At 32.6% G+C, this 25,044-nt stretch carries 25 protein-coding genes; 16 read left to right on the forward strand and 9 right to left on the reverse strand.

Annotated elements, in window-relative coordinates:
* Nucleotides 1-3: 3 nt before the first annotated feature.
* From JI750_RS13480 to JI750_RS13490, 3 genes are all read right to left on the reverse strand, one after another.
* On the reverse strand, nucleotides 4-1,920 hold the full coding sequence (locus JI750_RS13480) for a DUF294 nucleotidyltransferase-like domain-containing protein (protein WP_202002710.1): 1,917 nt from the start codon (nucleotides 1,918-1,920) through the stop codon (nucleotides 4-6).
* 586 nt (nucleotides 1,921-2,506) lie between these two features.
* Nucleotides 2,507-2,890: a hypothetical protein gene (locus JI750_RS13485; RefSeq protein WP_202002712.1), complete on the reverse strand. Its 384-nt coding sequence runs from the start codon at nucleotides 2,888-2,890 to the stop codon at nucleotides 2,507-2,509.
* An 86-nt stretch (nucleotides 2,891-2,976) separates the two neighbouring features.
* Nucleotides 2,977-3,393, reverse strand: a complete 417-nt coding sequence (locus JI750_RS13490) for a hypothetical protein (protein WP_202002714.1) — start codon at nucleotides 3,391-3,393, stop codon at nucleotides 2,977-2,979.
* 145 nt (nucleotides 3,394-3,538) lie between these two features.
* Here JI750_RS13490 and JI750_RS13495 point away from each other — a divergent pair, with 145 nt between their 5' ends.
* Nucleotides 3,539-4,768 (forward strand): multidrug effflux MFS transporter, encoded by a 1,230-nt coding sequence (locus tag JI750_RS13495; RefSeq protein WP_202002717.1) that lies wholly within the window; start codon nucleotides 3,539-3,541, stop codon nucleotides 4,766-4,768.
* 140 nt (nucleotides 4,769-4,908) lie between these two features.
* On the opposite strand, the gene JI750_RS13500 is transcribed toward JI750_RS13495, so the two are convergent.
* The 4 genes from JI750_RS13500 to JI750_RS13515 all read right to left on the reverse strand — a co-directional run bounded on the left by JI750_RS13500 (nucleotide 4,909) and on the right by JI750_RS13515 (nucleotide 9,975).
* Entirely contained in the window at nucleotides 4,909-6,174 is a 1,266-nt protein-coding gene (locus JI750_RS13500; RefSeq protein WP_202002719.1) for an NAD(P)/FAD-dependent oxidoreductase, read from the reverse strand.
* An 81-nt stretch (nucleotides 6,175-6,255) separates the two neighbouring features.
* Nucleotides 6,256-7,590, reverse strand: coding sequence for a DEAD/DEAH box helicase (locus JI750_RS13505; RefSeq protein ID WP_202002721.1), 1,335 nt, complete (start codon nucleotides 7,588-7,590; stop codon nucleotides 6,256-6,258).
* Between the two features lie 206 nt (nucleotides 7,591-7,796).
* A complete protein-coding gene (locus tag JI750_RS13510) occupies nucleotides 7,797-9,332 on the reverse strand; it encodes a DEAD/DEAH box helicase (protein WP_202002723.1) in 1,536 nt (511 codons plus the stop codon).
* A gap of 109 nt (nucleotides 9,333-9,441) precedes the next feature.
* Nucleotides 9,442-9,975 (reverse strand): DUF6155 family protein, encoded by a 534-nt coding sequence (locus JI750_RS13515; RefSeq protein ID WP_202002726.1) that lies wholly within the window; start codon nucleotides 9,973-9,975, stop codon nucleotides 9,442-9,444.
* Nucleotides 9,976-10,116: 141 nt separating this feature from the next.
* Here JI750_RS13515 and JI750_RS13520 point away from each other — a divergent pair, with 141 nt between their 5' ends.
* Together JI750_RS13520 and JI750_RS13525 are read left to right on the forward strand one after the other, a co-directional pair.
* A complete protein-coding gene (locus JI750_RS13520) occupies nucleotides 10,117-10,410 on the forward strand; it encodes a DUF3817 domain-containing protein (protein ID WP_095929318.1) in 294 nt (97 codons plus the stop codon).
* Complete coding sequence (locus JI750_RS13525; RefSeq protein WP_202002730.1) at nucleotides 10,403-11,650, forward strand: mechanosensitive ion channel family protein; 1,248 nt, start codon at nucleotides 10,403-10,405, stop codon at nucleotides 11,648-11,650. Before JI750_RS13520 ends, JI750_RS13525 begins: the two co-directional genes overlap by 8 nt.
* Before the next feature lie 240 nt (nucleotides 11,651-11,890).
* Here JI750_RS13525 and JI750_RS13530 read toward each other — a convergent pair whose 3' ends face one another.
* Nucleotides 11,891-12,310, reverse strand: coding sequence for a hypothetical protein (locus JI750_RS13530; RefSeq protein ID WP_202002733.1), 420 nt, complete (start codon nucleotides 12,308-12,310; stop codon nucleotides 11,891-11,893).
* An 81-nt stretch (nucleotides 12,311-12,391) separates the two neighbouring features.
* Here JI750_RS13530 and JI750_RS13535 point away from each other — a divergent pair, with 81 nt between their 5' ends.
* From JI750_RS13535 to JI750_RS13545, 3 genes are all read left to right on the forward strand, one after another.
* A complete protein-coding gene (locus tag JI750_RS13535; protein WP_202002736.1) occupies nucleotides 12,392-12,793 on the forward strand; it encodes a glyoxalase in 402 nt (133 codons plus the stop codon).
* A gap of 9 nt (nucleotides 12,794-12,802) precedes the next feature.
* Nucleotides 12,803-13,378, forward strand: coding sequence for a Crp/Fnr family transcriptional regulator (locus JI750_RS13540; protein WP_202002739.1), 576 nt, complete (start codon nucleotides 12,803-12,805; stop codon nucleotides 13,376-13,378).
* Nucleotides 13,379-13,503: 125 nt separating this feature from the next.
* Nucleotides 13,504-14,475, forward strand: a complete 972-nt coding sequence (locus JI750_RS13545; RefSeq protein WP_202002742.1) for a quinone oxidoreductase family protein — start codon at nucleotides 13,504-13,506, stop codon at nucleotides 14,473-14,475.
* A gap of 148 nt (nucleotides 14,476-14,623) precedes the next feature.
* Here JI750_RS13545 and JI750_RS13550 read toward each other — a convergent pair whose 3' ends face one another.
* Nucleotides 14,624-16,600, reverse strand: a complete 1,977-nt coding sequence (locus JI750_RS13550; protein ID WP_202002744.1) for an alpha-ketoacid dehydrogenase subunit alpha/beta — start codon at nucleotides 16,598-16,600, stop codon at nucleotides 14,624-14,626.
* A 188-nt stretch (nucleotides 16,601-16,788) separates the two neighbouring features.
* On the opposite strand from JI750_RS13550, the gene JI750_RS13555 reads away from it, so the two are divergent.
* The 10 genes from JI750_RS13555 to abc-f all read left to right on the forward strand — a co-directional run bounded on the left by JI750_RS13555 (nucleotide 16,789) and on the right by abc-f (nucleotide 24,907).
* Nucleotides 16,789-17,739, forward strand: coding sequence for an isopenicillin N synthase family dioxygenase (locus tag JI750_RS13555; RefSeq protein ID WP_202002746.1), 951 nt, complete (start codon nucleotides 16,789-16,791; stop codon nucleotides 17,737-17,739).
* Nucleotides 17,740-17,852: 113 nt separating this feature from the next.
* Nucleotides 17,853-18,185, forward strand: coding sequence for a translation initiation factor (locus JI750_RS13560; RefSeq protein WP_202002749.1), 333 nt, complete (start codon nucleotides 17,853-17,855; stop codon nucleotides 18,183-18,185).
* Between the two features lie 107 nt (nucleotides 18,186-18,292).
* Nucleotides 18,293-19,162, forward strand: a complete 870-nt coding sequence (locus JI750_RS13565; RefSeq protein ID WP_202002753.1) for a nucleoside phosphorylase — start codon at nucleotides 18,293-18,295, stop codon at nucleotides 19,160-19,162.
* The gene (locus JI750_RS13570; protein WP_236673045.1) at nucleotides 19,159-19,614 is read left to right on the forward strand and encodes a DinB family protein; all 456 of its coding nucleotides are present in this window, start codon (nucleotides 19,159-19,161) and stop codon (nucleotides 19,612-19,614) included. The genes JI750_RS13565 and JI750_RS13570 overlap by 4 nt, the downstream gene beginning before the upstream one ends.
* Nucleotides 19,615-19,617: 3 nt before the next feature.
* Entirely contained in the window at nucleotides 19,618-20,010 is a 393-nt protein-coding gene (locus tag JI750_RS13575) for a VOC family protein (RefSeq protein ID WP_202002756.1), read from the forward strand.
* Nucleotides 20,010-20,486 (forward strand): DUF4265 domain-containing protein, encoded by a 477-nt coding sequence (locus tag JI750_RS13580; protein WP_091131688.1) that lies wholly within the window; start codon nucleotides 20,010-20,012, stop codon nucleotides 20,484-20,486. Before JI750_RS13575 ends, JI750_RS13580 begins: the two co-directional genes overlap by 1 nt.
* A 237-nt stretch (nucleotides 20,487-20,723) precedes the next feature.
* Nucleotides 20,724-21,575, forward strand: a complete 852-nt coding sequence (locus JI750_RS13585; protein ID WP_111424924.1) for a substrate-binding domain-containing protein — start codon at nucleotides 20,724-20,726, stop codon at nucleotides 21,573-21,575.
* Between the two features lie 19 nt (nucleotides 21,576-21,594).
* On the forward strand, nucleotides 21,595-22,527 hold the full coding sequence (locus JI750_RS13590; RefSeq protein ID WP_202002759.1) for a transglutaminase-like domain-containing protein: 933 nt from the start codon (nucleotides 21,595-21,597) through the stop codon (nucleotides 22,525-22,527).
* Nucleotides 22,528-22,743: 216 nt separating this feature from the next.
* On the forward strand, nucleotides 22,744-23,115 hold the full coding sequence (locus tag JI750_RS13595) for a hypothetical protein (RefSeq protein ID WP_236673046.1): 372 nt from the start codon (nucleotides 22,744-22,746) through the stop codon (nucleotides 23,113-23,115).
* A gap of 205 nt (nucleotides 23,116-23,320) precedes the next feature.
* The gene (gene abc-f, locus JI750_RS13600) at nucleotides 23,321-24,907 is read left to right on the forward strand and encodes a ribosomal protection-like ABC-F family protein (protein ID WP_202002764.1); all 1,587 of its coding nucleotides are present in this window, start codon (nucleotides 23,321-23,323) and stop codon (nucleotides 24,905-24,907) included.
* Nucleotides 24,908-25,044: the final 137 nt, after the last annotated feature.

Here is a 25,044-nt window from a genome sequence, read left to right on the forward strand (position 1 = left end):
GTTTTATGAGAATTGTGTCAATTGAAATTTACTCTTAATCAGTTCCTCCAGGTCTTTCATTGGGGACAGTGCATTTTTTAATTTCTCTTTGTCAGTTTTTGACATTTCTCTTAAATTAATATATTGGCCTGAGTCGTCATTTTTTAATCCTTCAACAGTTCTAAATTTAGAAAGTGTTAAGAATGCTTCTGCACAACTTAAGTAAATTTCAGCATTTTTAGAATCTGTGATTGCTAATTGTTTGAATCTTAGATAGGTATTTTGAATTCCTTTAATGTTGGCGTTTAATATTAACAAACGCGCTCCATCAATTAATGGCATCAAAGCTCTAGTCTTAATATCAAATTTATCTTTGTGTGGACCATCTTCTTCAACAATGAATTTTTTGAAGAAACTCAATGGAGAATTTCTCTTTAAAGCATCATTTCCTAAAAAGTCGAAGAATAGAGTATTATTAACGGCATTTTTGAAAATCACGCTTTCTATTGCTTCTTCTATTTTTGGCTCTCCAAAAACAATTTCATAATCAAAGAAAATACTGCTCAAATCATTACTGTTTTCACCTGGAGTATTCATCCAACTATTGTATTGTTTTGTCCAATCACTCAATGATTTACACCAAAGCATATTGCTTCCCATGTGTCCGTTTGGACAATAATCGTAACCTACTTTTTCTAATATCGAAGTAGTGCGTTTTGCTAATCTTAAGAAATAGTCTTTTACCTCTCTGTATTTTTCAGGCGTAACATCTTCAAAAATTAAAATACTATCTTGGTCAGTAAGCAATAATTGCTCTTTACGTCCTTGACTTCCAATGCTTAACCATGCAAAACGTGCAGGAGGGGAGCCTAAATCTAAAATTGATAATTCGACTGCTCGCTTTATAATGGCTAGGTTAATCTCGCTAGCAATATTGCTAACGTGTGAGATTGGAATATTTTTCTGAATCGAATTCTGAATCAAATCTGACAGACGATCACGTATTTGTTTTAAATCTTTTGGAAGTTGAGAACGTTTAATCTCTTTGATTAATACGCCAGGGTTACTAGCTTGTGCAACAATAAGATCGTGCTCAGAAATAATTCCTTTAACAACAGATTTGCTTGTACCATCTTTAGTAACACATAAATGCGTTACATTGTGTTTCAGCATTAATAATTGCGCTTCGGCCAAAGATACATTTTCTAAAACTGTAACAACTGGAGACGACATTATTTTATCGATCGTTTCAGTAATAGGAAAACGTCCAGTTGCAATTTTTGATGACAAATCAGCATTGGTAACAATACCAATCGGATGATTTTTTTCGCCACAGATTATGATATTATCTAACATTGAATCTGTCATTAAATTAGCGACATCTTTAATTATAGAATCTGCTTTAGTTGTTAATGGCGAATTATTATAGTTAAGTGACTGAATGTATTGCATTTCTGTCTGCTGATCTAAATAATCAGAGTCAGAGACTAATTTGCCATTAGAACTCATACTGTCTTTGGTATGACGTGAATTTACAGCAAAACTCTCCAACAAGAAGTTTAATACATCAGAATTATTAGCTACAAAGGGTCTAAAAACAGCGATCGGAATAGCATAGATAATACTTTCTTCACGTGCTTTAGCCGTCATCATGTAATTATTTTTCGCGAAAAATGGGCGTAAACCAAAAATATCGCCTTCATGACATTTGTTTATAATAGTTTCCTCAGCGTCTGCAATAGTCGTTAGATTGATGACACCAGAAGCTACAACATAAAAACTTTCATGAAGTGGATCGTTATTTTGAAATAATACCGCATGCTTTTCTAAATTAATGACACGGATATTCGTGGCAATATCTGATAATTCCTGGAAAGTTAAATTATCAAACGGTTTGTATTCTTTTAAAAAATCTGCAATATGCTCAGCAACTGTATTCATATATGTGATAATTTATTTTTAAAGTATCGAATGTAAAAATAGTAAAATAAAGTCTTACAATGAAAGGTTCTTGAGTATAAACTAATTATTTTAAGGAAATGTTAAAAGATAATGGTTATAAGGCTTGAAAAAGTTTTAATGTTTTGAAATTTTAATTATTTGTGATTATGAAAAAGAAGTTTGATTTAACATAAAATAAACAATCTTAATTAAGTTTTAGGATTTTGAAATAATTCATCAAGCTAATTTTTCAATATTTGAAAATATTTTATTTTAAAAATCATATAGCGTATTTATGATCGATTTGAATTTAGTGAAAATTGTTTAATGATTGATCAAATTTTCAATATTTGAGAATTTTTAAAAATTAAAATCATACAGCGTATTTATACGAGTTTGAAGTTTTTATTTTTTTTAAAGAAAAATTTAAAAGAATAACGCGCCAGAAGTAAGGAAACCAAATTTTCGATATTTGAGAATATTTCTGATCGAAAAGTGTATATCACATTCATAGGACAGTTTTTAAAATATTCTATTTTACATAATATAAATTATAGGTCAAATTGAAATAACTCCGAGAAGGAGTTTATTCATATAATTTATTCAAAATCATTTCTTTTGGGACAATATCACTTCCTCCATTTTTATTAAATTGAATTACGGCATCGTTTACAAATAAAACTGCGCTAGATGTAACTCCGTTTTTATCTTTCAATTTTATTTGAGCTTTATTGCCATGCGGATAAACATGTCCGGAAACTTCCAAAATTCCTGAATTTAAATCTTTGTGTTCGCTCGTAACTTCAGCGGTTCCAAAAATCTTATAATTTGACTGAGCTATCGTAATCGTAAAAATATATTCTTTCTTGCAGTCTTTGCATTTTTGATTTCCCCAAGTTCCTGAGAATTTGTTTTGCTGTGAAAACGCTTGCATGGAAATTAAAAATGCCAGGAAAAGAAATTTTTTCATTGTAGTTTGTTTTATAAAAATCTGAACCAAATATAAATCAAAAAAGCATCACAAATTTGCGATGCTTTTTTAAAATTCTTTAAAATCTATAATTTTTTCAAATAAACCGATTTTCCATTCAATGAAACATCAATTTGATTCGTTTTTTCATTAAACGTAGTTCTTAAAGCATTTCCGTTAAAAATGGTAACGTCGCCATACACATGGCCCGCTTCGCTAGATGTATAATCAAATTTTACTTTTTTATTTCCTGGTTCGATGCCTAATTTATAACTCGAAAATTTTGTCCCTCTTAAATCAAAGTCCTGTTGTGAATCGATAATTTTTCCGTCTGCGTAAAAATTCGTGACCGATTTGCTTAAGGAAATATCAGGATAATACTGGTTTACTTTTTTTAAAAGTTCGTATTGTTCAACACTAGCTTCTTCTTGTTTGGATGTAATTGTTTGCGAAAACGAAATCGTTGTGAATAAAACTGCTGCTAGTAAAAGGTACTTTTTCATAAATTTTTAATTTAAAGATTAATAAATAGTTACACTAAATAATGTTGGCAATTACTTTAATTTATTGTTATAAACTTTCTCAAGTTATACTACAAGGTATGAAATCTTTACCTTTGCAAAAAATTATAAGCCACTTTTTAAGATAATGACAACAAAAAAATATATTCAGCTAATCCTCATATTAGGTTCTTTAACCGCTCTTGGTCCTTTTTCAATTGACATGTATCTACCTGGTTTCTCAGGAATTGCAAAAGATTTAAATACTACTGTTGCTAAAGTTTCGATGAGTTTATCTAGTTATTTCATCGGAATTTCTGCTGGACAATTGCTTTATGGGCCCTTATTAGACCGTTTTGGGCGTAAAAAACCTTTATTTATTGGACTTTTGGTATATATTCTTGCCTCTTTAGGGTGTATTTATGTTTCTGATATAGATGCTTTTATAATGCTTCGTTTTGTTCAGGCTATTGGAAGCTGTGCTGCTACAGTTGCTTCTGTAGCAATGGTTCGTGATTTATTTCCTGTAAAAGATATTCCGAAAGTATTTTCCCTTTTAATGCTAGTTGTTGGACTTTCTCCAATGCTTGCACCAACTATTGGCGGTTATGTTACCGAAGATTTAGGTTGGCATGCTGTGTTTTTTATTTTAATGTGCATGGGAATCGTGATTTTGGCAGCTTCACAATTCGGACTTCCAGATACTTATAAACCAGATACTTCAATATCGTTAAAGCCAAAACCGATTCTATCTAATTTTCTTTTGGTCTTAAAAGAACCTCAATTTTATACGTATGCATTTACAGGCGCTGTCGCTTTTTCTGGATTGTTTTCTTATGTAGCGGCTTCTCCTCTGGTTTTTATGGATATTTATAAAGTCGATGCTAAAACTTACGGATGGATTTTTGCACTAATGTCCGTTAGTTTTATTGGTTCAAGTCAGTTGAATTCTATGCTGTTGAAACGATTTTCGAGCGAACAGATGATTTTTGGAGCTTTGATTTCTCAATCTGTTATCAGCATTATATTCTTGATTTTGGCTTTAAATGACCTTTTAGGATTGCATCAAACTATTGGAATGTTATTCTTGTTTTTAGCTTGTTTAGGAATTTCAAATCCAAATACTGCTGGATTAACGCTTGCTCCTTTTGCTAAAAATACTGGAAGCGCCTCTGCTTTAATGGGGGCAATTCAGCTTGGGATTGGTGCTTTGGCTTCGTTCGCGATTGGTGTTTTTGTGAAAAATTCTGTAACTCCAATGGTAGCGATCATGACGACTACAACTATTACAGCATTTATAATTTTAAATATCGGAAAACGTTTTATCAAACAAAAAGTAGAATTATCTAATAACGATGATGTTATGATTGGTCATTAAAAGTTTTAAATTCCAAAAAAGAAATTCCAAATTCCAAAACTAAAACTTCAATAGTTTAGATATAAAAAGCCAAAATCAAAAGATTTTGGCTTTTCTATAAATTGTAATTTGGAATTTCAAAAATTGGAATTTTTCAAAACCTAATTTTGTGTCTTTTTATCAGGTCTGATAATCATTCTAAGCGATTGATCTTTTGCAAAATACGCTACCATCCAATTCCAGAATGTATTTAGTCTGTTTCTGTAAGTGATAAGCGAAATTAAGTGAATAAACAGCCAGATAATCCAAGCGAAGAAACCTTTAAAATGCCATTTCGGACTTGGTAAATCTACAACAGCTTTTGCTTTTCCGATAATGGCCATAGATCCTTTGTCTTTATAAGCAAAAGGTTTTAGCGGTTTGTTAGCAACCATGGCTTTAAAATTCTTAGCCAGATTCAAACCTTGCTGAATTGCTACCTGCGCCACTTGAGGATGTCCATCAGGGAAATTTTTATCTCCAGAAGAAATTGCTGTGTCACCAATTGCATAAATATGATCTACACCATTTACTTTGTTGAATTCATCGGTTGCCATTCTACGGCCGCGCCCATAACTTTCCTTTGGCATTCCTTCGAAAATTTTGGCAGAAACTCCCGCAGCCCAGATTAAGTTTTTGGTTTTGATGGTTTCTCCGTTTTCAAAATGTACCGTATCATCAACATAATCAACAACACGAGTATGCAGTTTTACAACAACACCAAGTTTTGTAAGTGCTTCAAGAGTATCTTTTTGCGATTCTTTACTCATTGGTGCCAATAGAGCATCTCCGCCATCGACTAAATAAACATTACTCGCAGATGTTTCTAATTCTGGATATTCCTTTAGTAAAATATTTTTTCTCATTTCGGCAAACATACCCGAAACTTCAACTCCAGTTGGTCCACCTCCGGCAACAACGATCGTTAATAATTTACGACGCTTGCGAATATCTTTGCAAATAGCAGCTTTTTCAAGATTTTTAAGCAATGTGTTACGCATTACGATGGCATCATTTAAGGTTTTCATCGGAATTGCGTTTTTCATCACGTTTTCCATGCCAAAATAGCTTGTTTCTGCACCAGTAGCAAAAACAAGGTAATCATATTCTAATTCTCCGTTGCTTAATGTTATTTTCTTTTCGGCTGGAGAAACCGATAATAATTCGCCTAAACGAAAACTAAGATTCTTTTTGCCAGCAAAGAATTTTCTAAACGGATAACTAATGCTTGATGGTTCTAAAAATGCTGTGGCAACTTGATATATAAGTGGTGGGAAAAAGTTATAATTATTCTTGTCGACAAGTGTTACTTGTATTTGAGGCTGATTTACAAGCTCTTTTGCAAGATTAATTCCTGCAAACCCACCTCCAATAATGACTATTTTCATATATGTTGTAATTAAGTAGGATTATAAAATAATTCCTTATAAATATACAACTTTAATAGACAATGACAATTGTCATATTTACTACTTTTTGAATTTTTTAACGGTTTTTTCAACTATATCGATTTTGTTCTGTAAGACATAACTTGCCATTAATTTCTCGATTAGTTCGTCTTTCGTCAAATGATGAAAAACAGTTTTTACTTTTGTTTTTAAATCTGCAGAAAGTTCGTGATTTGGTTTTGTTTTAAAGATTTGTCTCGCCCATAAAAGCATATTATTTTCTTCTACACTTGCTGCTGAAGGTTTTTTAAACTCAGAAAACTGAATTCCCAATTCTCTCTCAAAATCAGCAATTTCAAAAACTTCTTCTTGCTGCAAAACCGTCAAAGAAAGTCCTTTTGCTCCTGCCCTTGCCGTTCTTCCGCTTCGGTGAACATAATTTTCATAAGTATCAGGCAAGTGGTAGTTTATCACATAAGAGATTTCTTTTACGTCAATTCCTCTTGCTGCCAAATCTGTTGCAACTAAAATATTGATATGTCCTTCGCGGAATTGCTCCATAATACGATCACGAATACCTTGTGTCAAACTTCCATGAAGCGCTCCCGAAGAAAATTTATTAATCGCTAGATTTTTGGCTAGTTTATTAACGGCAGCTTTCGTTTTACAAAAAATAATACCTCGATCTCCGTCTCTAGAATTTAAGAAATGCATTAAAACTTCCAATTTTTCAATTGGATCAACCACAATATATTCATGATCAATACCTTCGTTTCCAACAGTTTCCATATTGGCACTTATTTGAACTACATTTTTATTCAAATAATTCTGAATCAGCTGTTTTATCGTTCCAGGAAGTGTTGCTGAAAACAATAAAGTGCGGTGTTTTTTTGGAAGTTCAGCGATAATTTGGTCTAAACTTTCTTTAAGAATTGCTACCATTTCGTCGGCTTCATCCAAAACTAAATACTCAGCTTGTTTAATATCGATTGCTTTTCGCTGAATTAAATCGATTAAACGTCCAGGAGTTGCCACAACGATTTGAGCACCTTCTTTTAATCTTTCTATCTGCAGTTTTATTGGTGTTCCTCCGCAAATAGAAGCGATAGATATATTAGGAATATATTTTGAAAAGCTTTCTAAGTTTCTAAAAATCTGCTGTCCCAATTCTCTTGTAGGAACCAAAATTACAGCTTGAACCGTTATTGATTCTGCATTGACCAATTGCAATAAAGGCAATCCAAAAGCAGCGGTTTTTCCAGTTCCCGTTTTTGCTAAACCAACAATATCATGGGTTTCGCTCAAAAATAACGGAATTGTTTTTTGTTGAATTTCTGTTGGTTCAACAATGTTTAATTCGCTTAAAGCTTTTAAAATTGGAGCTGAAATTCCTAATGTTGAGAATGGTTTAGACATGATTATTTTAGATTTTAGTCCCGATAGCTATCGGGAGATTTTAGATTTTAGATTTCCCAAAATCTTTTAAAGATTTTATTTCTCCTTAAAATTAGTGAACCATTAATATATTAGAAATAACTCTAAATATATTAATGGTTTATTTATTTAAAGTTCTGCAAAGGAACTTTATGACTTTTAAACTTTAGACTTTCCGACTAAATTTATCAATCCGGTTCATTCATGATTTTCTCACGATATTTTTTACCAATTAATAGAGTTAATCTTTGTTTGTAATCGTCAACCAGCCATTCGCGGTAGTTTTTACTGCATTGGCTTAAACATTTCGAATAACGCTTGATACGGTCTTCAATATCATCTTCTAATTCTTTAGCCAACATTTTAGCTTCTTGAAGTGTTTCTGTATTGTCTACACACATTCCAGCATGCTGATCTAGAGATTTATCTAAAACGACTTTTGAACGAAGATTTTGTTTAATAATTAATTTATGTTCTTCGTCAACATCAAAACTAACGTCAGCAGTTTTACTAAATTTGGCACGCAATTCTGGTGGCATGCTGTATTTAAAGAACATCTCGATTTCGTGGTCATCACGAAGATTTTCCAAGTAAAACTCTGGCGATTTAAAGATATGCTGCCAGTTTACAGGATCGCTCCATAAACCAAAACGAGCGGCATTATTTCCTAAATCGATAACTGTAAATTCGTCTTTTCCAGGCAATTTACGAGAACCACGACCAATCATTTGGAAATATAACGTCAATGATTTTGTTGCTCTGTTCAAAATAATCGTTTCTACCGTTGGTTCGTCAAAACCAGTTGTTAAAATTCCGACAGATGTCAAAATTGCATCTGGAGTCTTTTTAAACCATTGCAAAATATCTTTACGCTCTTCAGAACTACTTGTATTATCTAAGTGTCTGATGTCGTAACCAGCTTCTCTAAACGTTTCATATACATATAATGAAGTATGAATACCGTTATTGAAAATTAATGTTTTCTTGCCTAAAGAACGTTCTGTATACGCATGAAGCAGTTTTTCTTGCATCAAAGTATTGGTATACAAATCGTCTGAAGATTTTACGGTATAATCACCATTGATACCCACTTTTAACGAAGTCAAACCTACATCGTAGCTATACGTTGTTGCTTTTGCCAAGAAACCTTTTTCAATCAATGATCCAATAGTATCACCAACGATAAGTTCGTTGTAGCTTTGGTGCATTGGCAATTTTATATTGGAACTCAAAGGCGTTGCAGTTACTCCAAGAATAAAAGCATTTTTAAATGAGTTTAATAATTTTCTAAATGAGTTGTAATGTGCCTCATCAATAATAACCAAACCAATATTATCAAGATGAAGTTTTTCATCATTAATACGGTTTTTTAAAGTTTCAACCATTGCCACGAAACATGAAAAATCATTTTGGTCTGGCAATTCTTTTACTTTACTATTGATTATTTTGTTTGTAACACCAAAACCTGTTAACATTTTCGAAGTTTGTTTACAAAGTTCAATACGGTGCGTCAAAACAACCACTTTTTTATCGTTATGTGATAAATAGCGGCGAACGATTTCAGAAAATATTACTGTTTTTCCTCCTCCTGTTGGAAGCTGATACAGTAAGTGGTGTTTCGGAGGAGCATTATCTAAACGGTCAAAAATAGCGTCAATATCGCCTTTTTGGTATGCATACAGTTCTTTTTTATCTTCTCTTTGTATTTCTAAAGTTTGAGACATTGTTTATTTTTGGATTTTTGCAAAAATACACCGAAAAAACAGTTATTCATCTTCTTTTAACCTAAAATAAATATTTTTTTTGAATAAAGATTTTTTATGAGAAAGGGTTTTAGTAGTCGATTTTCTCCAAAATAGCCTCAAAATCGTATCTATTTTTCCATTTTTGATTTAAAGTTTCCTCCAAAATGGCATTAATTCGTAATTTAAAATCATTAAAAATTCCGTTTGAGACAATATAATTTACTGCTTGCTCAAAAGAATTAAAGATGCTTTTGTAAAATAATTCTTGCTTGATAAAATTTTGCGAAGAAAACGTTTGCGCAATTTCAATATTGTAAAGCATAATATCGGCCACAACATACGAGTCTACTCCCAACATCATAAAATGTTTGATCAATTTTTGAGCTACCGATCTTCTCATTTTGGCTTTTGGACGCCATTTTGCTCCAGTTTTTTTGATCGGAAAATATTCGTGAGAGATTTTGACCTTGCCCTCCTGAAGCAATTTGTCTTCTTTTGGATCAAAAACAAAGTCATAATACACCTTTACAGGAGCAAATTTCTCGTACAATTCTACCAATTGTTCCTCTAGTTGCTCTTTTGATAATTCACCTAAATATTTTTTTAAATCTCTTTTACTCATACAGTAAAGATAATTTTCAAAATTTTAAATTCCAAATTCGTATTTTCAGCCCATCGAACTGATTTAATTTATGAGTTTTTAAATTCTAAAATCAATCCAGAATCCCTAATTTTGCTGGCATAAAACTTAAAAAATATATACATGCTCAAGATTTTCAAAATTACTGCCATTTTAGAGGGAATCTCTTATTTAGTGTTATTTGCTAATATGTTGATTATCAAAAATAATAACCCTGAACTTTATCATACATTATTACGTCCGTTAGGAATGACACATGGTGTTTTATTTATCGGATATATTCTTTTAGCCTTTTTATTGAAAAAATCAATGAATTGGGATTTAAAAACTTTTGCAATCATTCTAGTTGCTTCTCTTATTCCGTTTGGAACTTTTTACATTGAGAAAAAATATTTAGAAACTAAAGCAAATGCATAAGTTTTTGGAGAAAATATTTAATTTTTTATATCCTGTTTTTAGAGATTGGGGAATGAGTCGCAATGTGGCGTCTTATACCAGCCTGATCTTTAATATTGTTATTTTAATAGCACTGGCTTACGTAATTTATTACGCAGCCAAATTTCTTTTGGTCACTTTGACCGCTGTTTTTGCCCAGCGTACCAAAACAAAGTTTGACGATTATTTAATTCAAAACAAAACAACTAGATATACCGCTTATTTAATTCCGTTTTTCTTTATTTATAAAGCGGTTCCTGTTATTCTAGACAAATACGAATATTGGGAATCGATTTTTGGAAAAATTGTCGGAATCTATATTGTATTGCTTGGATTATGGATTGTTAGAACTGTTTTTAATTCGTTACGTGATTATTTAAAACAAAAACCGGAATACAGCGACAAGCCAATTGACAGTTTTGTTCAGGTTATTATGATCGTGCTTTGGATTTTTGGAGTTGCCATGATTATTTCGACTTTATTCGGAATTAAAAAAGGCGAACTATTAACCATTTTAGGAACACTTTCTGCCATTATCATCTTAATTTTTAGGGATACAATCCTTGGGTTTGTTTCTAGTGTTCAGGTTGCGATAAACGATATGGTTCGTATTGGCGACTGGATTACAATGGATAAATTTGGTGCCGATGGAGATGTTATCGAAATCAATTTGACAACAGTAAAAGTTCGAAATTTTGACAATACCATTACCACAATTCCGACCTATGCTTTAAGTTCAGATTCGTTTCAGAACTGGCGCGGAATGCAGAAATCTGATGGAAGACGTATTAAAAGACATGTTTTAATAAAAAGCAGTACAATTCGTTTTTTGAATGATGAAGATTTGCATCAGCTTAAAAAAGTACAATTGATATCCTCTTATATAGATAGCCGTCAAGCGGAAATTGATAGATACAATGATCTTAGAGGAATTGATAAAACACTTTCGCTAAATGGACGAAATATGACCAATTTAGGTTTGTTTAGAAAATACATCATGCAATATTTAAACGATCATCCAGGATTGAACAAAAATATGCATATCATGTGCCGCCAATTACAGTCAACTGCGCATGGGGTTCCGTTGGAGATTTATGTATTTTCAAGCGATAAACGTTGGGCTAATTACGAGTACATTATGGCCGATATTTTCGATCATGTTATGGCTTCAGTACGATATTTTGATCTTGAAATTTTTGAATTGCCTTCTACGTTGAGTTAGATTTTGTTTCAGGTTTCAAGTTTCAAGTTGATTTAGATTGCGAGTATTTAACCGCAAAGAGCGCAAAGGGTTACGCAAGGTTCGCAAAGTTTTTTTTGATAAAGCTTTGCGAACTTTGCGTTTATACTGAGTCCAACTTTTAAATAACTTTGCTCCAGATAGCTATCGGGATTGCAGTAAAACACACAAGTCATTTCGGCTACAAACTTGCAATTTGGATTTTAAAATTTGGAATTTTTATTACTTCTCCTCTATCCTTTCAAACAAAAACTCAGGATTGTGATACTCAATTGGAACTTCTGGAACGTAACACGGAAGATTAAAATAAGTTCCGATTACTCCTTTTCCTAGATAAAGCTTTTCATCTTTCTTTAAAAGAGCCAACGGAACTCTTTTCCAAGCACCGCCAAACGAAATATAATGATAATCGCCACGAAGCGTATCGCCTCTTAAATCTCCTCGCACATCGCCAGAATCTTTTCCGGTTCCGTAATGATTAATTTCATAGCGTCCGTAAAAACGTTTGTCATTTATATGAATATCCAAAACAGCTGTGTCTTTATTGTTTACAGCGCGGTATAATTGATGATTGTATTTTTCTTTATCTTCTTTAGAATTGCAAGAAGCTAGTAATAAGCAGAGAAACAGAAATAATCGCATAATTTATTTTTATAAAAACAAAAATAGGTTTTTACTGTGGGATTATTTCTTTAACTTTAAATAAAACTAAAAAGAAAAAACATGGAAGATAGAGACACTTTTTTAAAAGAATTCAGAGGCGAAACTTTAGGAACCGTAAGTGCTCAATCTTCAGCAGATGAGATCTTTCAAAACCAGACTATCAGGCCTATTTTAAAACTTCAAAACGACTTATTCATCGCGGTTTTTATCAATTATGTAAACAAAAACAAACCAGATTTTTATTCTTATTCGGTTGAAAAGAAACTTCAGACCATCGAAAACTCTATTCAGAAAGATATTAAATTTAGAAATTCGTTAAAAGGAATTGTAATGGCACTTTTTACAGTTGACGAATACAATACTTATATTCAAAATTCTTCTGATTTGAATAAGCGAATGATGAATTTATTGATTGATCGATTGAAAAATCAGGTGCAGTTGTTTGAAGTGGAATCAAATTAGAATCAAAAAATGTTCAACCAATTCCGAAACAAATTCCCTTTAACCGATGAAAAATGGAACGAATATATCGGTTATTTTAATCGTCTTGAAGTTCCTGCCAAAACGACTCTTTTAGAAGAAGGCGAAGTTTCCAAAAAACTTTATATTATCGAAAAAGGCTGTATTCGGGTTTGGTTTAACAATAACGGAAAAGATCTCACTACCCAATTCTTTTTTGAAAATCAGAGCGTTGCTTCTATTGAAAGTTTTATGAAGAAGCTTCCAAGTCCGACAAATATAGAAACGATTGAGCCTTCAGTTTTATGGTGGATTCATAAAAATGATCTGGATAAAATTCTCGAAGAAATAAAAGAAATTCCAGAATTGAGGGATAAACTCATCAGCATGCTTTTTGAGCGCACTTTTGATTATATGAAATATTTCGTTTCGTTTATAAAAGATTCTCCTGTACAGCGTTACACTAATTTAATTAAAGAAAGGCCTCAAATTATATTGCGTGTTCCACAACATTATATTGCTTCTTATTTGGGAATAACTACTGTGCATCTAAGCAGACTAAAAAGTAAACTATTAAGTAAAGAATAATTGACTTTTTAGTCAAACTTAAATTGACTTATATAACTTATATGGTTTAAAGAAAAATTTGATAACAAATGTTATCGTCTGCCCATAAACGGCTCTGTAATTTTGCTTCATAAAATTTAATAATTATGAAAGCAGCAGTAGTTTATAAAAAAGGCGAATCGCCAAAATATGAAGAATTTGAAGAGCCAATTGCATCCAATGAAAACGAAATTTTGGTTTCGATAAAAGCCGTAGCTATTACGAATTTGGATAAAGGAATTGCAAGCGGAGATCATTATTCTTCAGAAAAAGAAAATCAAAACGGATTTATTGTAGGAAGTGACGGAATTGGAGTTCTTGAAAACGGAACAAGAGTTTACGCCCGCGGAATATCTGGAACAATCGCAGAAAAAGCTTTAGTAGAAAAAAACCGAATGGTAGCTTTACCAGACGGAATTGATGATGCAACAGCCGCAGCGATGCCAAATGCAGTTGCAGGTTCGGCAATGGCTCTTCGTTTTAGAGCTGGCATCAAACCAGGTGAAACGGTTTTAATAAATGGAGCGAGTGGTTTTACAGGACAAATGGCGGTTCAAATTGCAAAACATTATGGAGCCAAAAGTATAATTGTTACGGGAAGAAATGAAAAAGCACTCGAAAGTCTTTTAGAATTAGGTGCCAATGAAATTATTTTCCTAAAACAAAACGATGAATCTTTTATTTCTCAGTTAAAAGAAATCCATAAACACACTCCTATTGATATTGTAATAGACTATTTGTGGGGACATTCAGCAGAACTTATTTTTTCAGTTTTAAAAGGAAATGGAAATTTTACAAATAAAACCCGATATGTTTCTGTTGGCTCAATGTCTGGAGATACGATTCAATTATCGGCACAGATTTTACGAAGTGTAGATCTTCAGTTATCTGGTTCTGGATTAGGAAGCTGGTCAAAAGAAGAAGTCAAACTCTTGTTTTCTGAAATACTTCCCGAAATGTTTCTTTTAGCTTCAAAAAATATACTAAAAGTAAATATTGAAACAGTAAATCTATCCGATATAGAAAAAATGTGGAATGCGGAAGTTCCTGACGGGAAACGATTGGTTGTGGTAATCTAAAATTTTTAAACACATAGAAACATAGTTTATCGCTTCTTAAAAAAGATAAATAAAAGAAACTAGTTTCTCACACATAGCTATGTGTATTTAAACAAGTGAAACGCCTTTTATAGATTCCAAGAAGCTATGTTTCTATGTGTTTATATTTTTAATATTCTAGTAACTCTTTCAAAGCTTGCTCGAATCTATTCTTTGGTAAAAACTGATCTTCAAGCGCTTTTGTAAACGGAATTGGAGAATCTAAACTTGCTACACGTTTTACAGGAGCATCAAGGTATTCGAAACAATTTTCCATAATTAAAGCTGAAATATCACTCGCGATTCCGCCAAACATAGTGTCTTCTTGGTAGATTATAGCTTTTCCCGTTTTCTTAACCGAAGCAAAAATCGTTTCGGTATCTAAAGGCTGTAAAGTTCTTAAATCGATTAAATCAGCATCTATTTCTGGATGTTGAGATAAAGTGTCTAAAGCCCAATGAACAGTTGCTCCAAATGCAATAATAGTTACCGATTTCCCTTCTTTTACCAAAGTTGCTTTACCTAAAGGAATAGTATAATAATCCTTTGGAACATCTTGATAAATACTGCGATATAATAATTTATGTTCGAAGAATAAAACAGGATTTGGGTCGTTAATTGCAGTATTCAAAAGTCCTTTTGCATCATACGGAAATGCTGGATAAACTACTTTTAAACCTGGAGTTTTGGTAAACCAAGCTTCGTTGGTTTGTGAGTGAAATGGCCCAGCCTGAGTTCCTCCGCCGCAAGGCATACGAACGACAACATCGGCTTTTTCGCCCCAACGGTAATGAGATTTAGCCAAAAGATTGACAATTGGATTAAAACCAGACGAAACAAAATCAGCGAATTGCATTTCTACAATTGCTTTATAGCCATTTATAGAAAGTCCCATTCCGGTTGAAATCACAGCGCTTTCGCAAATTGGCGTGTTCCGTATTCTGTCTTTTCCAAAAGCATCAACAAAGCCTTCTGTAATTTTAAAAGCTCCACCATATTCAGCAATATCTTGGCCCATAATCACAAGATTTTTATGGCGCCACATAGATTGCTCCAAACTATTTCTGATTGCATCTATAAATCGAATATTTTCTGATTCAGAATTATGGTTATATCCCTCATATTGAAATTCTTCATAAACATCACCTAATTCCCCACTGTAAGTTGGTTCAATTTCAGGTTCGGCATTTGCAATTGCCCAATTTTCATCAATTTCATGTTTGATTTCTGTATGAAATTGTTCGTCTAATTCAGCTGTTAGAATTCCGTTTTCAGTCAAATATTTTCTATAATTCGTAACAGGATCCCTCAATTCCCATTGATCCATTAAATCCTGAGGAACGTATTTTGTGCCACTCGCCTCTTCATGACCGCGCATTCTGAAAGTTTTAAATTCCAATAAAATCGGACGGGGATCTTCCTGCATTTCTTTCTTTAACTTAGACAGTTTATTGTAGATTTCAACAATATTGTTTCCGTCAATAATCCAACTTTCAATTCCGTAGCCAATACCTTTATCTGCAAGATTTTCACAAGCATACTGTTCGTTGGTTGGTGTAGAAAGTCCGTAACCATTATTTTCGACAACAAACATTACAGGCAGTTTCCAAACAGCTGCAATATTTAGGGCTTCATGGAAATCGCCTTCGCTTGTAGCGCCTTCTCCAGTAAAAACTGCAGTAATTTTTTTATTGTCTTGAAGTTTATTCGCAAGAGCAATTCCGTCAGCAATTCCTAGCTGCGGACCCAAATGCGAAATCATTCCTATAATATTATATTCTTGAGTTCCAAAGTGGAAACTTCTATCTCGGCCTTTTGTAAAACCGTTTGCTTTTCCTTGCCACTGCGAGAATAAACGATGAAGCGGAATTTCTCTGGTCGTAAAAACCCCAAGATTTCGGTGCATTGGCAGCACATATTCAGATTGGTCTAAAACAGCGGTTACGCCAACAGCAATGGCTTCTTGTCCTATTCCAGAAAACCATTTGGAGACTTTTCCTTGTCGAATCAAGATAAGCATCTTTTCTTCGATCAATCGTGGTTTTAATATTTTTTTGTATAAATCTAATAATTGCGCGTCAGTCAGGTTTTGGCGGTAAAAGATCATGTAGTTTTTTGTTTTTTAGTGTTTCAAATATAACAAATTGTTGCTGTTTTATTAGAATACTAAATAAATTTTTAATCAGAAATTTGCTTTTAATGCCTGAGCTTAAGATTATTTTCTAAAATATTATCTACCTTTGTTAGCGAAAGGTACTTATGACACCTTTCTTCTTTAAATAAAAAATGTAAAGTATGCAAAACATTCCTAGTGTAGACTTACGTGATTTCCTTTCGGACGACCCGAAACGTAAACAAAAATTTGTAAATGAAATCGGCAGTGCATTTGAAAACATTGGCTTCGTAGCCTTAAAAGGTCATTTTCTTGATGATCAGTTGGTAGACGAACTTTATGGTGAAATTAGAAACTTTTTCGCCTTGCCAATAGAAACTAAGCATAAATATGAAATTCCTGGAATCGGCGGACAAAGAGGTTATGTTTCTTTTGGAAAAGAACATGCTAAAGGACGCAAAGAAGGAGATTTAAAAGAATTTTGGCATTTTGGTCAATACGTTGACAAAGATTCAAGATGGGCTTCTGAATACCCAGACAATGTTGAAGTTGCCGAATTACCACGTTTTAATGCGGTTGGTAAAGAAGCGTATCAAAAATTGGAAAAAACGGGTGTTTATGTTTTAAGAGCTTTGGCTTTACATTTAGGTCTAGATGAGTTTTATTTTGATAATTATGCAAAAGAAGGAAACTCAATTTTAAGACCAATCCACTACCCTCCTATTACTTCTGAGCCAGAAAATGCAATTCGCGCGGCGGCTCATGGTGACATCAACTTGATCACATTATTAATGGGAGCTCAAGGTAAAGGATTACAGGTTCAAAACCACAACGGCGATTGGATTGATGCCATTGCTGAAGATGATGAATTGGTAATCAATGTTGGTGATATGTTGTCTAGACACACTAACAATAAATTAAAATCTACAATTCACCAAGTGGTAAATCCGCCAAGAGAATTGTGGGGAACTTCACGTTATTCAATTCCATTTTTCATGCACCCAGTAAGCGATATGCGTTTGGATTGCCTTGAAAATTGTATTGATGAAGAAAACCCAAAAAAATACGAAGATATTTCAGCTGGAGAGTTCTTATACGAACGTTTAGTAGAATTAGGCTTAATCAAAAAATAAGCTTAAATATTTTCTAGATATAAAAATTCCAAATTCCAAGTTTTTCTTGGGGTTTGGAATTTAATTTTTAGATATCTTTATGCTTGAAAATTTATTTTTAGAATAAAAAAAATATGGACTTAAAAGATCAATTAAAGAATCTGTTTCCAGATCATGTTGAATCAAATGAGCCTGAACAAGTTGAAGAGCAAGACCACGTTCTTTACGTTCAGAAGGAACCTATGATTTGTAAATTTGAAAAGAGAAAAGGAAAACCAACCACTATAATTGAAGGTTATGAAGGCTCTGATGAAGATTTTAAAATCTTAGCCAAAGAAATCAAAACCAAATTAAGCGTTGGCGGAACTTTCAAAGACGATTCGATTATAATTCAAGGCGATTACCGAGATAAAATTATGGCAATCCTAAAAGAAAAAGGATTCAAAACCAAACGTGTTGGTGGATAACTAATTTGTTTAAAAAGTTTCATGTTTAAAGTTTCAAGTTTCTCGAGATAACTTGAAACTTTAAACATGAAACAAAAAAAACAAAAACTTAGCAACTTAAAAAAAAAATGATACAATCATCAGAATTAATACTTAATCCAGACGGAAGCGTTTACCACTTAAACCTTCGTCCTGAACATATAGCACACGACATTATTTTTGTTGGTGACCAAAACAGAGTAGAAAAAATCACTCAATTTTTCGATTCAATCGAACATTCTGCTCAAAAAAGAGAATTTAAAACCCAAACCGGTATTTATAAAGGCAAAAGAATTTCGGTAGTTTCTACAGGAATTGGCCCTGATAATATTGATATCGTACTAAACGAATTAGATGCGTTAGTAAATATTGATCTTAAAACGCGTCAGCCAAAAGAAAAATTAACTTCTTTAAATATCATCAGAATCGGAACTTCGGGATCTTTGCAGGAAAATATTCCTGTTGATAGTTTTGTAATGTCTAAGTTTGGTTTAGGATTAGACAATATGCTTCGCTCCTATTTAATCGACGATGTTTCGATTACAGAAATTGAAGATGCATTTGTAAAACATACCAATTGGGATTCTAAAAAAGGAAAACCTTATGTGACGCAATGTTCTGAAAAATTGGAAAAATTAATAGAATCAGACCGAATTTTTAAAGGAATTACAGCAACTGCTGGAGGATTTTACGGTCCGCAAGGAAGAGTTTTGCGTCTGAATATTCAAGATGAAGAATTAAATAATAAAATGGATAATTTTAGTTTTAATGAAACTAAAATCACTAATTTAGAAATGGAAACAGCAGCAATCTACGGACTTTCAGCGCTTTTAGGACATAATGCTTTATCGTTGAACGCTATTATTGCCAATCGTGCTTCTGGAACTTTCAGTGCAGATCCTTACAAAGCTGTTGACGAGTTGATTGCTTATACATTGAATAAATTAGCAGGTAATTGATTAGAGATTTTATGCAAGACGCTATTCTTAAATTTGAACAGTTATTGAACGAAAATGTTAATTATATTCCAACAATAAACAATGAAATTTTAGAAGTGAAAAATCCTGGGAAGTGGTCTAAAAAAGAGATTTTAGGACATTTGGTAGATTCTGCAATTCATAATTTGGTTCGTTTTACGGAGATTAATTATGCGGAAAAGCCATATCGCCACAGACCGTATAATCAAATGGATTTAGTAAATTTAAATCAATATCAGAAAATAGATGTTCAGGAACTTACTCAGTTATGGTTTACCATAAACAAGCAGATGGTGAGATTAATGAAATCTGTTGATGAAAAAGCTTTAGATTACAAAATCATTTTGACCGACGAATCTGAAATAGATTTGAGGTTTTTAATGACTGATTATGTTGAACATTTAGAACATCATATTAATCAAATAAGAGCATAAATTATGTTTTTGAGAGTGGCCAGACATACAAATGATCTAGAAAAAATTGAAAATTTTTATGTCGATGTGCTCGGATTTGAACGTTTAGGTGGATTTGAACATCACAATAATTATGATGGCGTTTTTATCGGAAAACCTGGCTTAGACTGGCATTTTGAGTTTACTCAATCTGATGTTAAAGCCAAACATATTTTTGATGAAAACGATGTTATGGTCTTATACCCAAAAACTATTGCAGATTACGATAAATTAGTGAATAAATTAACGCAGCAAAATATTGCAGTTATACCATCGCTGAATCCTTTTTGGAATGAAAACGGAAAAATGATTCAGGATCCAGATGGTTATAGAATCGTAATATCTCCTTTAAAAGCTGTAATTAGCGAAATTGAATAATGGAACAGGAAACTCATAAAAAAATATTATTTAAATACTATAGTGACTATCTGGATGAAGTCGTGTCCGAAACGATGTGGGCAGAAATTATAGATCTAGAAAAAGGTCTTTTTAAACTCGATAACATTCCGTTTTTCGGTCCTCTGATTGCTACAGATGATATTTTTTATGCAGAATATGATGAGACGGAAGAACGTTTTATGCATAGAAAAACAATTCAGAATTCTGGAAATTCGATTGTTCAGGTTGCTATTCTGGAAAAAGGTTTTGATAAGGAAATTATCAGAGAAAAATTAAAGGCAATTAATTGTTTATCGGAAGGACTAAATGAAACCTTTTTTGCCGTAGAAATTGCCAAAGATGTAGATTATTCATTGGTGAGAAGCCTTTTGAATGAATACGAATCCCAAGACATTATAGAATTTGCAGAACCTTGCCTTTCGGAAAAACATAGGGCAGATTTATTAAAAAACTAAAATTTAACTTAACACATAGAAAAATAGAATTTAATTGAATCTGTTTAAGATTACGGAAAAAGCAAGCTTTAACACATAGCTATGTTGACTGAAATTAGTGAAACGTCTTTTTTTGAAAGTTTTAAAAACTATGTTTCTATGTGTTGAAATAATTTTGACCAACAAATAAAACTAACCAAATTTAACCATAAGATTACGCATACGCATACCAAGCAACTTAACTTAAACTTAAAATAAATGAAAACTGTCAAAATTGCGGGTGTTCCGGAACACTTCAATTTGCCGTGGCATCTATGCATTGAAAACGGCGAATTTGAAGAAGAGAACATCGACTTAAAATGGACAAATGTTCCCGAAGGAACCGGGAAAATGTGTCAAATGCTTCGTGACGGAGAAACAGATTTGGCTGTTATTCTAACCGAAGGAATTCTTAAAGATATTGCGGCCGGAAATCCGAGTAAAATTGTTCAGGTTTATGTGCAATCTCCTTTAATTTGGGGAATTCACGTTGATGCAAAATCTGATTTTCAAACGCTGAAAGATCTTAAGAATAAAAAAGCAGCGATTTCGAGAATCGGTTCTGGGTCACAATTAATGGCTTATGTAAATGCAAATGAGCAAGGCTGGGAAATGGATGATCTTGAATTTGAAATTGTAAATACAATTGATGGTGCTGTAGATGCTCTAACCAATAAAAAAGCAGATTATTTTATGTGGGAGCGTTTTATGACTAAACCGCTTGTAGATAAAGGTGTTTTTAGAAGAATTGACGACTGCCCTACTCCTTGGCCTTCATTTATTATTGTGGGACGAGATGAATTTTTGAAAAAGAATCCTAAAACGGTAGAGACGATTCTTAAAATAATCAACAAAACAACGGTTGATTTTAAAGAGATTCCAGAGATAGACAAGAAATTATCTAAACTGTTCAATCAAAAAGCAGAAGATATTAAAGAATGGCTGAAATTGACTCAGTGGTCACAGAAAAATTTGACAGAAAAATCTTTTAATAAAATTCAAAATCAATTATTTGATCTGGGAATTATTGATAAAAAAAGTATTTTTGTAGAAACAGTAAAAGCATTGTAATACTTGCTTTTTGATTCGTATGATGAAATTCCCTAAAATTGACTTACCGCGATTAAAATCTAAACTACAGGTGAAATCACCGTGGGACAGGATTATTATTTCGATTTTAAGTCTTTTAATTACGATTCCGATTTTCATCATACTGCATCAAAATTTGATCGATCTGGAATGGGCATTCAATCTAGATCGTATATTCATCTTTATTTTTGTTTTTGCAGCTATATTTTTTCTTCTGATGTATCTCAGAACAATTATTATTCTGTGTGTTGCAGTTTATTTATTAATTCTGTTTTATGGGTCGGTGATTGGAAATTATGGTTTTAATGAAATCTCAGAAGACTATAATTCTATGGTTTATACTATGTCAGATAATCCATATCCGCAGGATATTATTGTGGCAAAACTGCTTCCGTTTCCAAATAAAACAAAGATAATCAATGCTATAGAATACCAGAATCCAAAAGTGCGAAATTTTGCTATTATGGCAACTTCCAAGCATTTTAAAGGCATTAGAGGGTATTCAGATTATCGAACCATAATTCAATGTTTTGCTGTTTTTAAAGAAATAAACGGCAGATGGAATTATGTAAACGATCCAAAAGATGGTGATTATATCGCAACCGCCAGCGAATCTCTAGAATATTTTTCTGGCGATTGCGACGATCACTCTATTTTGATGGCTGCAGCTGTACGCTCCATTGGCGGAACTCCTCGTCTTATTCATACCAAAGGGCATATTTATCCTGAAATTTTAATTGGTTCGATGATTGATTTGGAAAAAGTCAATTATCTGATTAAGAATGTTCTTTTTGTAAAAGAGAGTTATGGTAAAAAACTGCATTACCATATAGACGAGCGTGGCCAAGTTTGGATGAACCTCGATTATACCGCAACTTATCCTGGCGGTCCATTTATGTATGAGGAAATTTTAGGAGCTTTAACTCTAAATTAGCATACCCCAAAAAGCCATTCCAACTAATTTCTACTACTAAAGCAGTCATTTTGTAAATAGTTGGTTATCAGTAAAAGTCCCGGAAACACAGGCTTCTTCGATTAAAAGCAATTCATTTTAATAAGTAAAAAAAATCTTTATAAATATTTGATTTCGAATATTTTAATGTCATTTTTTTTTGTAACTTTTTCCTGTTTAACTTTTAATCACAAAATCATGAAAAACTCTAAATTATTTACCCTCGTAATTGCCATTGCTGTCGTTGTATTAATTGTTTCATGTCATATGAAAAGAGACAAGCTCGTGAATTCATGGAAAGTTACTGCAGTAGAACCCAAAGAAGCTGTTTCTGATTCTACTAAAAACGCGATATTAACCAATGGTATGCTTACTTTTACTGAAGATGGGCATGTAACAGGATATTTGCTTCGTGAAATCACGGACGGAACTTATGCTTTAACACAAAAAGGTAAAAAACTTGTTATTAAAGATGAAGTTGGTACACCTTATGTTTGCGAAAGTACTATAACAGAAGATCAATTAATTCTGGACACCAAAGAAGCTAAACTGACATTTAGTAAAATTTAAATATAGAATTACAACGTAATTCAGTGCTAAAAAACCATTCTTTACATGAAAAGAATGGTTTTTTGATTTTTAAAACTAAATTAAATACCTTTGTCTTTCTTTAAATAAGCATCGCTGTATGTGAAAATAATTTCTTTCAGGAAAATTTAGTAAGCAACCACTCTTTTGTGGCTGCTAGATTATTTATCTATAAAAGAAAGGAATTATGCTTATTCTTCAAAATATCTCCTATCAGCATGAGAATAAAGACATGCTGTTTCAAAACATTAGTTTTACACTAAATCATCATGATAAAACCGCTTTGGTCGGAAATAATGGTGTTGGCAAATCTACTTTATTAAAAATTATCGATGGGCAATTTATGCCTTTTTCGGGGCAGATTATACAGCAGTCAAAACCTTATTTTGTTCCGCAATTATTTGGACAATTTAATGAGTTTAGTATTTCTGAAGCCTTACAGATAAAGGAAAAAATAACTTCACTTAAAAAAATACTTGAAGGGATAGTAACCGAAGAAAATCTTCAATTGCTTGATGATGATTGGACAATAGAAGAACGCTGCAATGAGGCTTTGTCTTACTGGCAATTGCAAGATTTGGATCTGAATCAGAAAATGGAAACTTTAAGCGGCGGACAGAAAACAAAAGTCTTTCTGGCAGGCATTATGATTCATGAACCCGAATTGGTTTTGCTGGATGAACCAAGCAATCATTTGGATTTTGCTGGGAGAGAATTATTATATGATTTTATAAAATCTACGTCAAGCACATTATTGGTTGTAAGTCACGACAGAACATTGCTTAATCTTTTAAATAAGACATTAGAAATGACTAAAAATGAAATTTCAGTCTATGGCGGTGGTTATGATTTTTATAGTGAACAGAAAAAAGTTGAAAGCAACGCTTTAGAGCAAGATGTTCAAAGCAAAGAAAAAGCATTGCGAAAAGCCAAAGAAAAAGAAAGAGAAAGTGCTGAACGCCAAAACAAACTGGATTCTAGAGGAAAAAAGAAACAGGAAAAATCGGGAGTTGCCAGAATCATGATGAATACACTGAGAAATAAAGCTGAAAACAGCAGTTCTAAACTCAAAGATGTTCACGCAGAAAAAATCAGCGGAATTTCAGAGGATTTGAGACAGTTACGTTCATCTCTTCCGGCTATAGATCAAATGAAATTTGGATTTGACAATTCTTCTTTCCTCAAAGGAAAAACACTTTTTAAGGCTTCAGGTATGAATTATGCTTATACAGATCAATTTCTTTGGAAAGAAAATCTCAATTTTGAAATTCTTTCTGGAGAACGTCTTGCCATAAAAGGACTAAACGGATCTGGAAAAACAACTTTACTCAGAATTATTCTTGGAGAATTGATTCCAACGCAAGGTCAAGCTACTTCATTAGCAAAAAAAGCAATTTATATCGATCAGGATTATTCATTATTGAATCAGAATCTTAAAATTTACGAACAAGCTCAAGCTTTTAATGACTGCGGTTTAGAAGAGCACGAAATAAAGATGAGATTGAATCGCTTTTTGTTTTCTAGAAATGATTGGGACAAACCTTGCAATGCATTAAGCGGAGGCGAAAGAATGCGTTTAATGCTATGCTGTCTAACGATTAGCAACGAATCTCCTGAGATTATCATTCTGGACGAACCTACAAATAATCTCGATATTCAAAATATTGAAATATTAACCACTGCAGTCAATGAGTATCGAGGAACTTTAATTGTGATTTCACACGACCAATCATTTTTGGAGCAAATCGATATTGAAAAAAGTATTTCGCTTTAAAATAAAAATCATCAACGCTGAGAATTATCTTGGCGTTTTTCTTTTAGTATTAATTTCATATTCAAATAATTAAAATTCCGTAAATTGCAGTAAATACTGATAATTTAATCTATTTTAAAAAAAAGCTTTTATAAATT

This window comes from Flavobacterium tagetis (assembly GCF_016735615.1).
Taxonomy (GTDB): domain Bacteria; phylum Bacteroidota; class Bacteroidia; order Flavobacteriales; family Flavobacteriaceae; genus Flavobacterium; species Flavobacterium tagetis.

What these genes read in the sequence shown, in the direction of transcription:
- JI750_RS13480 (WP_202002710.1), bottom strand. Translation starts at nt 1,920, where the DNA reads ATGAATACAGTTGCTGAGCATATTGCAGATTTTTTAAAAGAATACAAA.
- JI750_RS13485 (WP_202002712.1), bottom strand. Translation starts at nt 2,890, where the DNA reads ATGAAAAAATTTCTTTTCCTGGCATTTTTAATTTCCATGCAAGCGTTT.
- JI750_RS13490 (WP_202002714.1), bottom strand. Translation starts at nt 3,393, where the DNA reads ATGAAAAAGTACCTTTTACTAGCAGCAGTTTTATTCACAACGATTTCG.
- JI750_RS13495 (WP_202002717.1), top strand. Translation starts at nt 3,539, where the DNA reads ATGACAACAAAAAAATATATTCAGCTAATCCTCATATTAGGTTCTTTA.
- JI750_RS13500 (WP_202002719.1), bottom strand. Translation starts at nt 6,174, where the DNA reads ATGAAAATAGTCATTATTGGAGGTGGGTTTGCAGGAATTAATCTTGCA.
- JI750_RS13505 (WP_202002721.1), bottom strand. Translation starts at nt 7,590, where the DNA reads ATGTCTAAACCATTCTCAACATTAGGAATTTCAGCTCCAATTTTAAAA.
- JI750_RS13510 (WP_202002723.1), bottom strand. Translation starts at nt 9,332, where the DNA reads ATGTCTCAAACTTTAGAAATACAAAGAGAAGATAAAAAAGAACTGTAT.
- JI750_RS13515 (WP_202002726.1), bottom strand. Translation starts at nt 9,975, where the DNA reads ATGAGTAAAAGAGATTTAAAAAAATATTTAGGTGAATTATCAAAAGAG.
- JI750_RS13520 (WP_095929318.1), top strand. Translation starts at nt 10,117, where the DNA reads ATGCTCAAGATTTTCAAAATTACTGCCATTTTAGAGGGAATCTCTTAT.
- JI750_RS13525 (WP_202002730.1), top strand. Translation starts at nt 10,403, where the DNA reads ATGCATAAGTTTTTGGAGAAAATATTTAATTTTTTATATCCTGTTTTT.
- JI750_RS13530 (WP_202002733.1), bottom strand. Translation starts at nt 12,310, where the DNA reads ATGCGATTATTTCTGTTTCTCTGCTTATTACTAGCTTCTTGCAATTCT.
- JI750_RS13535 (WP_202002736.1), top strand. Translation starts at nt 12,392, where the DNA reads ATGGAAGATAGAGACACTTTTTTAAAAGAATTCAGAGGCGAAACTTTA.
- JI750_RS13540 (WP_202002739.1), top strand. Translation starts at nt 12,803, where the DNA reads ATGTTCAACCAATTCCGAAACAAATTCCCTTTAACCGATGAAAAATGG.
- JI750_RS13545 (WP_202002742.1), top strand. Translation starts at nt 13,504, where the DNA reads ATGAAAGCAGCAGTAGTTTATAAAAAAGGCGAATCGCCAAAATATGAA.
- JI750_RS13550 (WP_202002744.1), bottom strand. Translation starts at nt 16,600, where the DNA reads ATGATCTTTTACCGCCAAAACCTGACTGACGCGCAATTATTAGATTTA.
- JI750_RS13555 (WP_202002746.1), top strand. Translation starts at nt 16,789, where the DNA reads ATGCAAAACATTCCTAGTGTAGACTTACGTGATTTCCTTTCGGACGAC.
- JI750_RS13560 (WP_202002749.1), top strand. Translation starts at nt 17,853, where the DNA reads ATGGACTTAAAAGATCAATTAAAGAATCTGTTTCCAGATCATGTTGAA.
- JI750_RS13565 (WP_202002753.1), top strand. Translation starts at nt 18,293, where the DNA reads ATGATACAATCATCAGAATTAATACTTAATCCAGACGGAAGCGTTTAC.
- JI750_RS13575 (WP_202002756.1), top strand. Translation starts at nt 19,618, where the DNA reads ATGTTTTTGAGAGTGGCCAGACATACAAATGATCTAGAAAAAATTGAA.
- JI750_RS13580 (WP_091131688.1), top strand. Translation starts at nt 20,010, where the DNA reads ATGGAACAGGAAACTCATAAAAAAATATTATTTAAATACTATAGTGAC.
- JI750_RS13585 (WP_111424924.1), top strand. Translation starts at nt 20,724, where the DNA reads ATGAAAACTGTCAAAATTGCGGGTGTTCCGGAACACTTCAATTTGCCG.
- JI750_RS13590 (WP_202002759.1), top strand. Translation starts at nt 21,595, where the DNA reads ATGATGAAATTCCCTAAAATTGACTTACCGCGATTAAAATCTAAACTA.
- JI750_RS13595 (WP_236673046.1), top strand. Translation starts at nt 22,744, where the DNA reads ATGAAAAACTCTAAATTATTTACCCTCGTAATTGCCATTGCTGTCGTT.
- abc-f (WP_202002764.1), top strand. Translation starts at nt 23,321, where the DNA reads ATGCTTATTCTTCAAAATATCTCCTATCAGCATGAGAATAAAGACATG.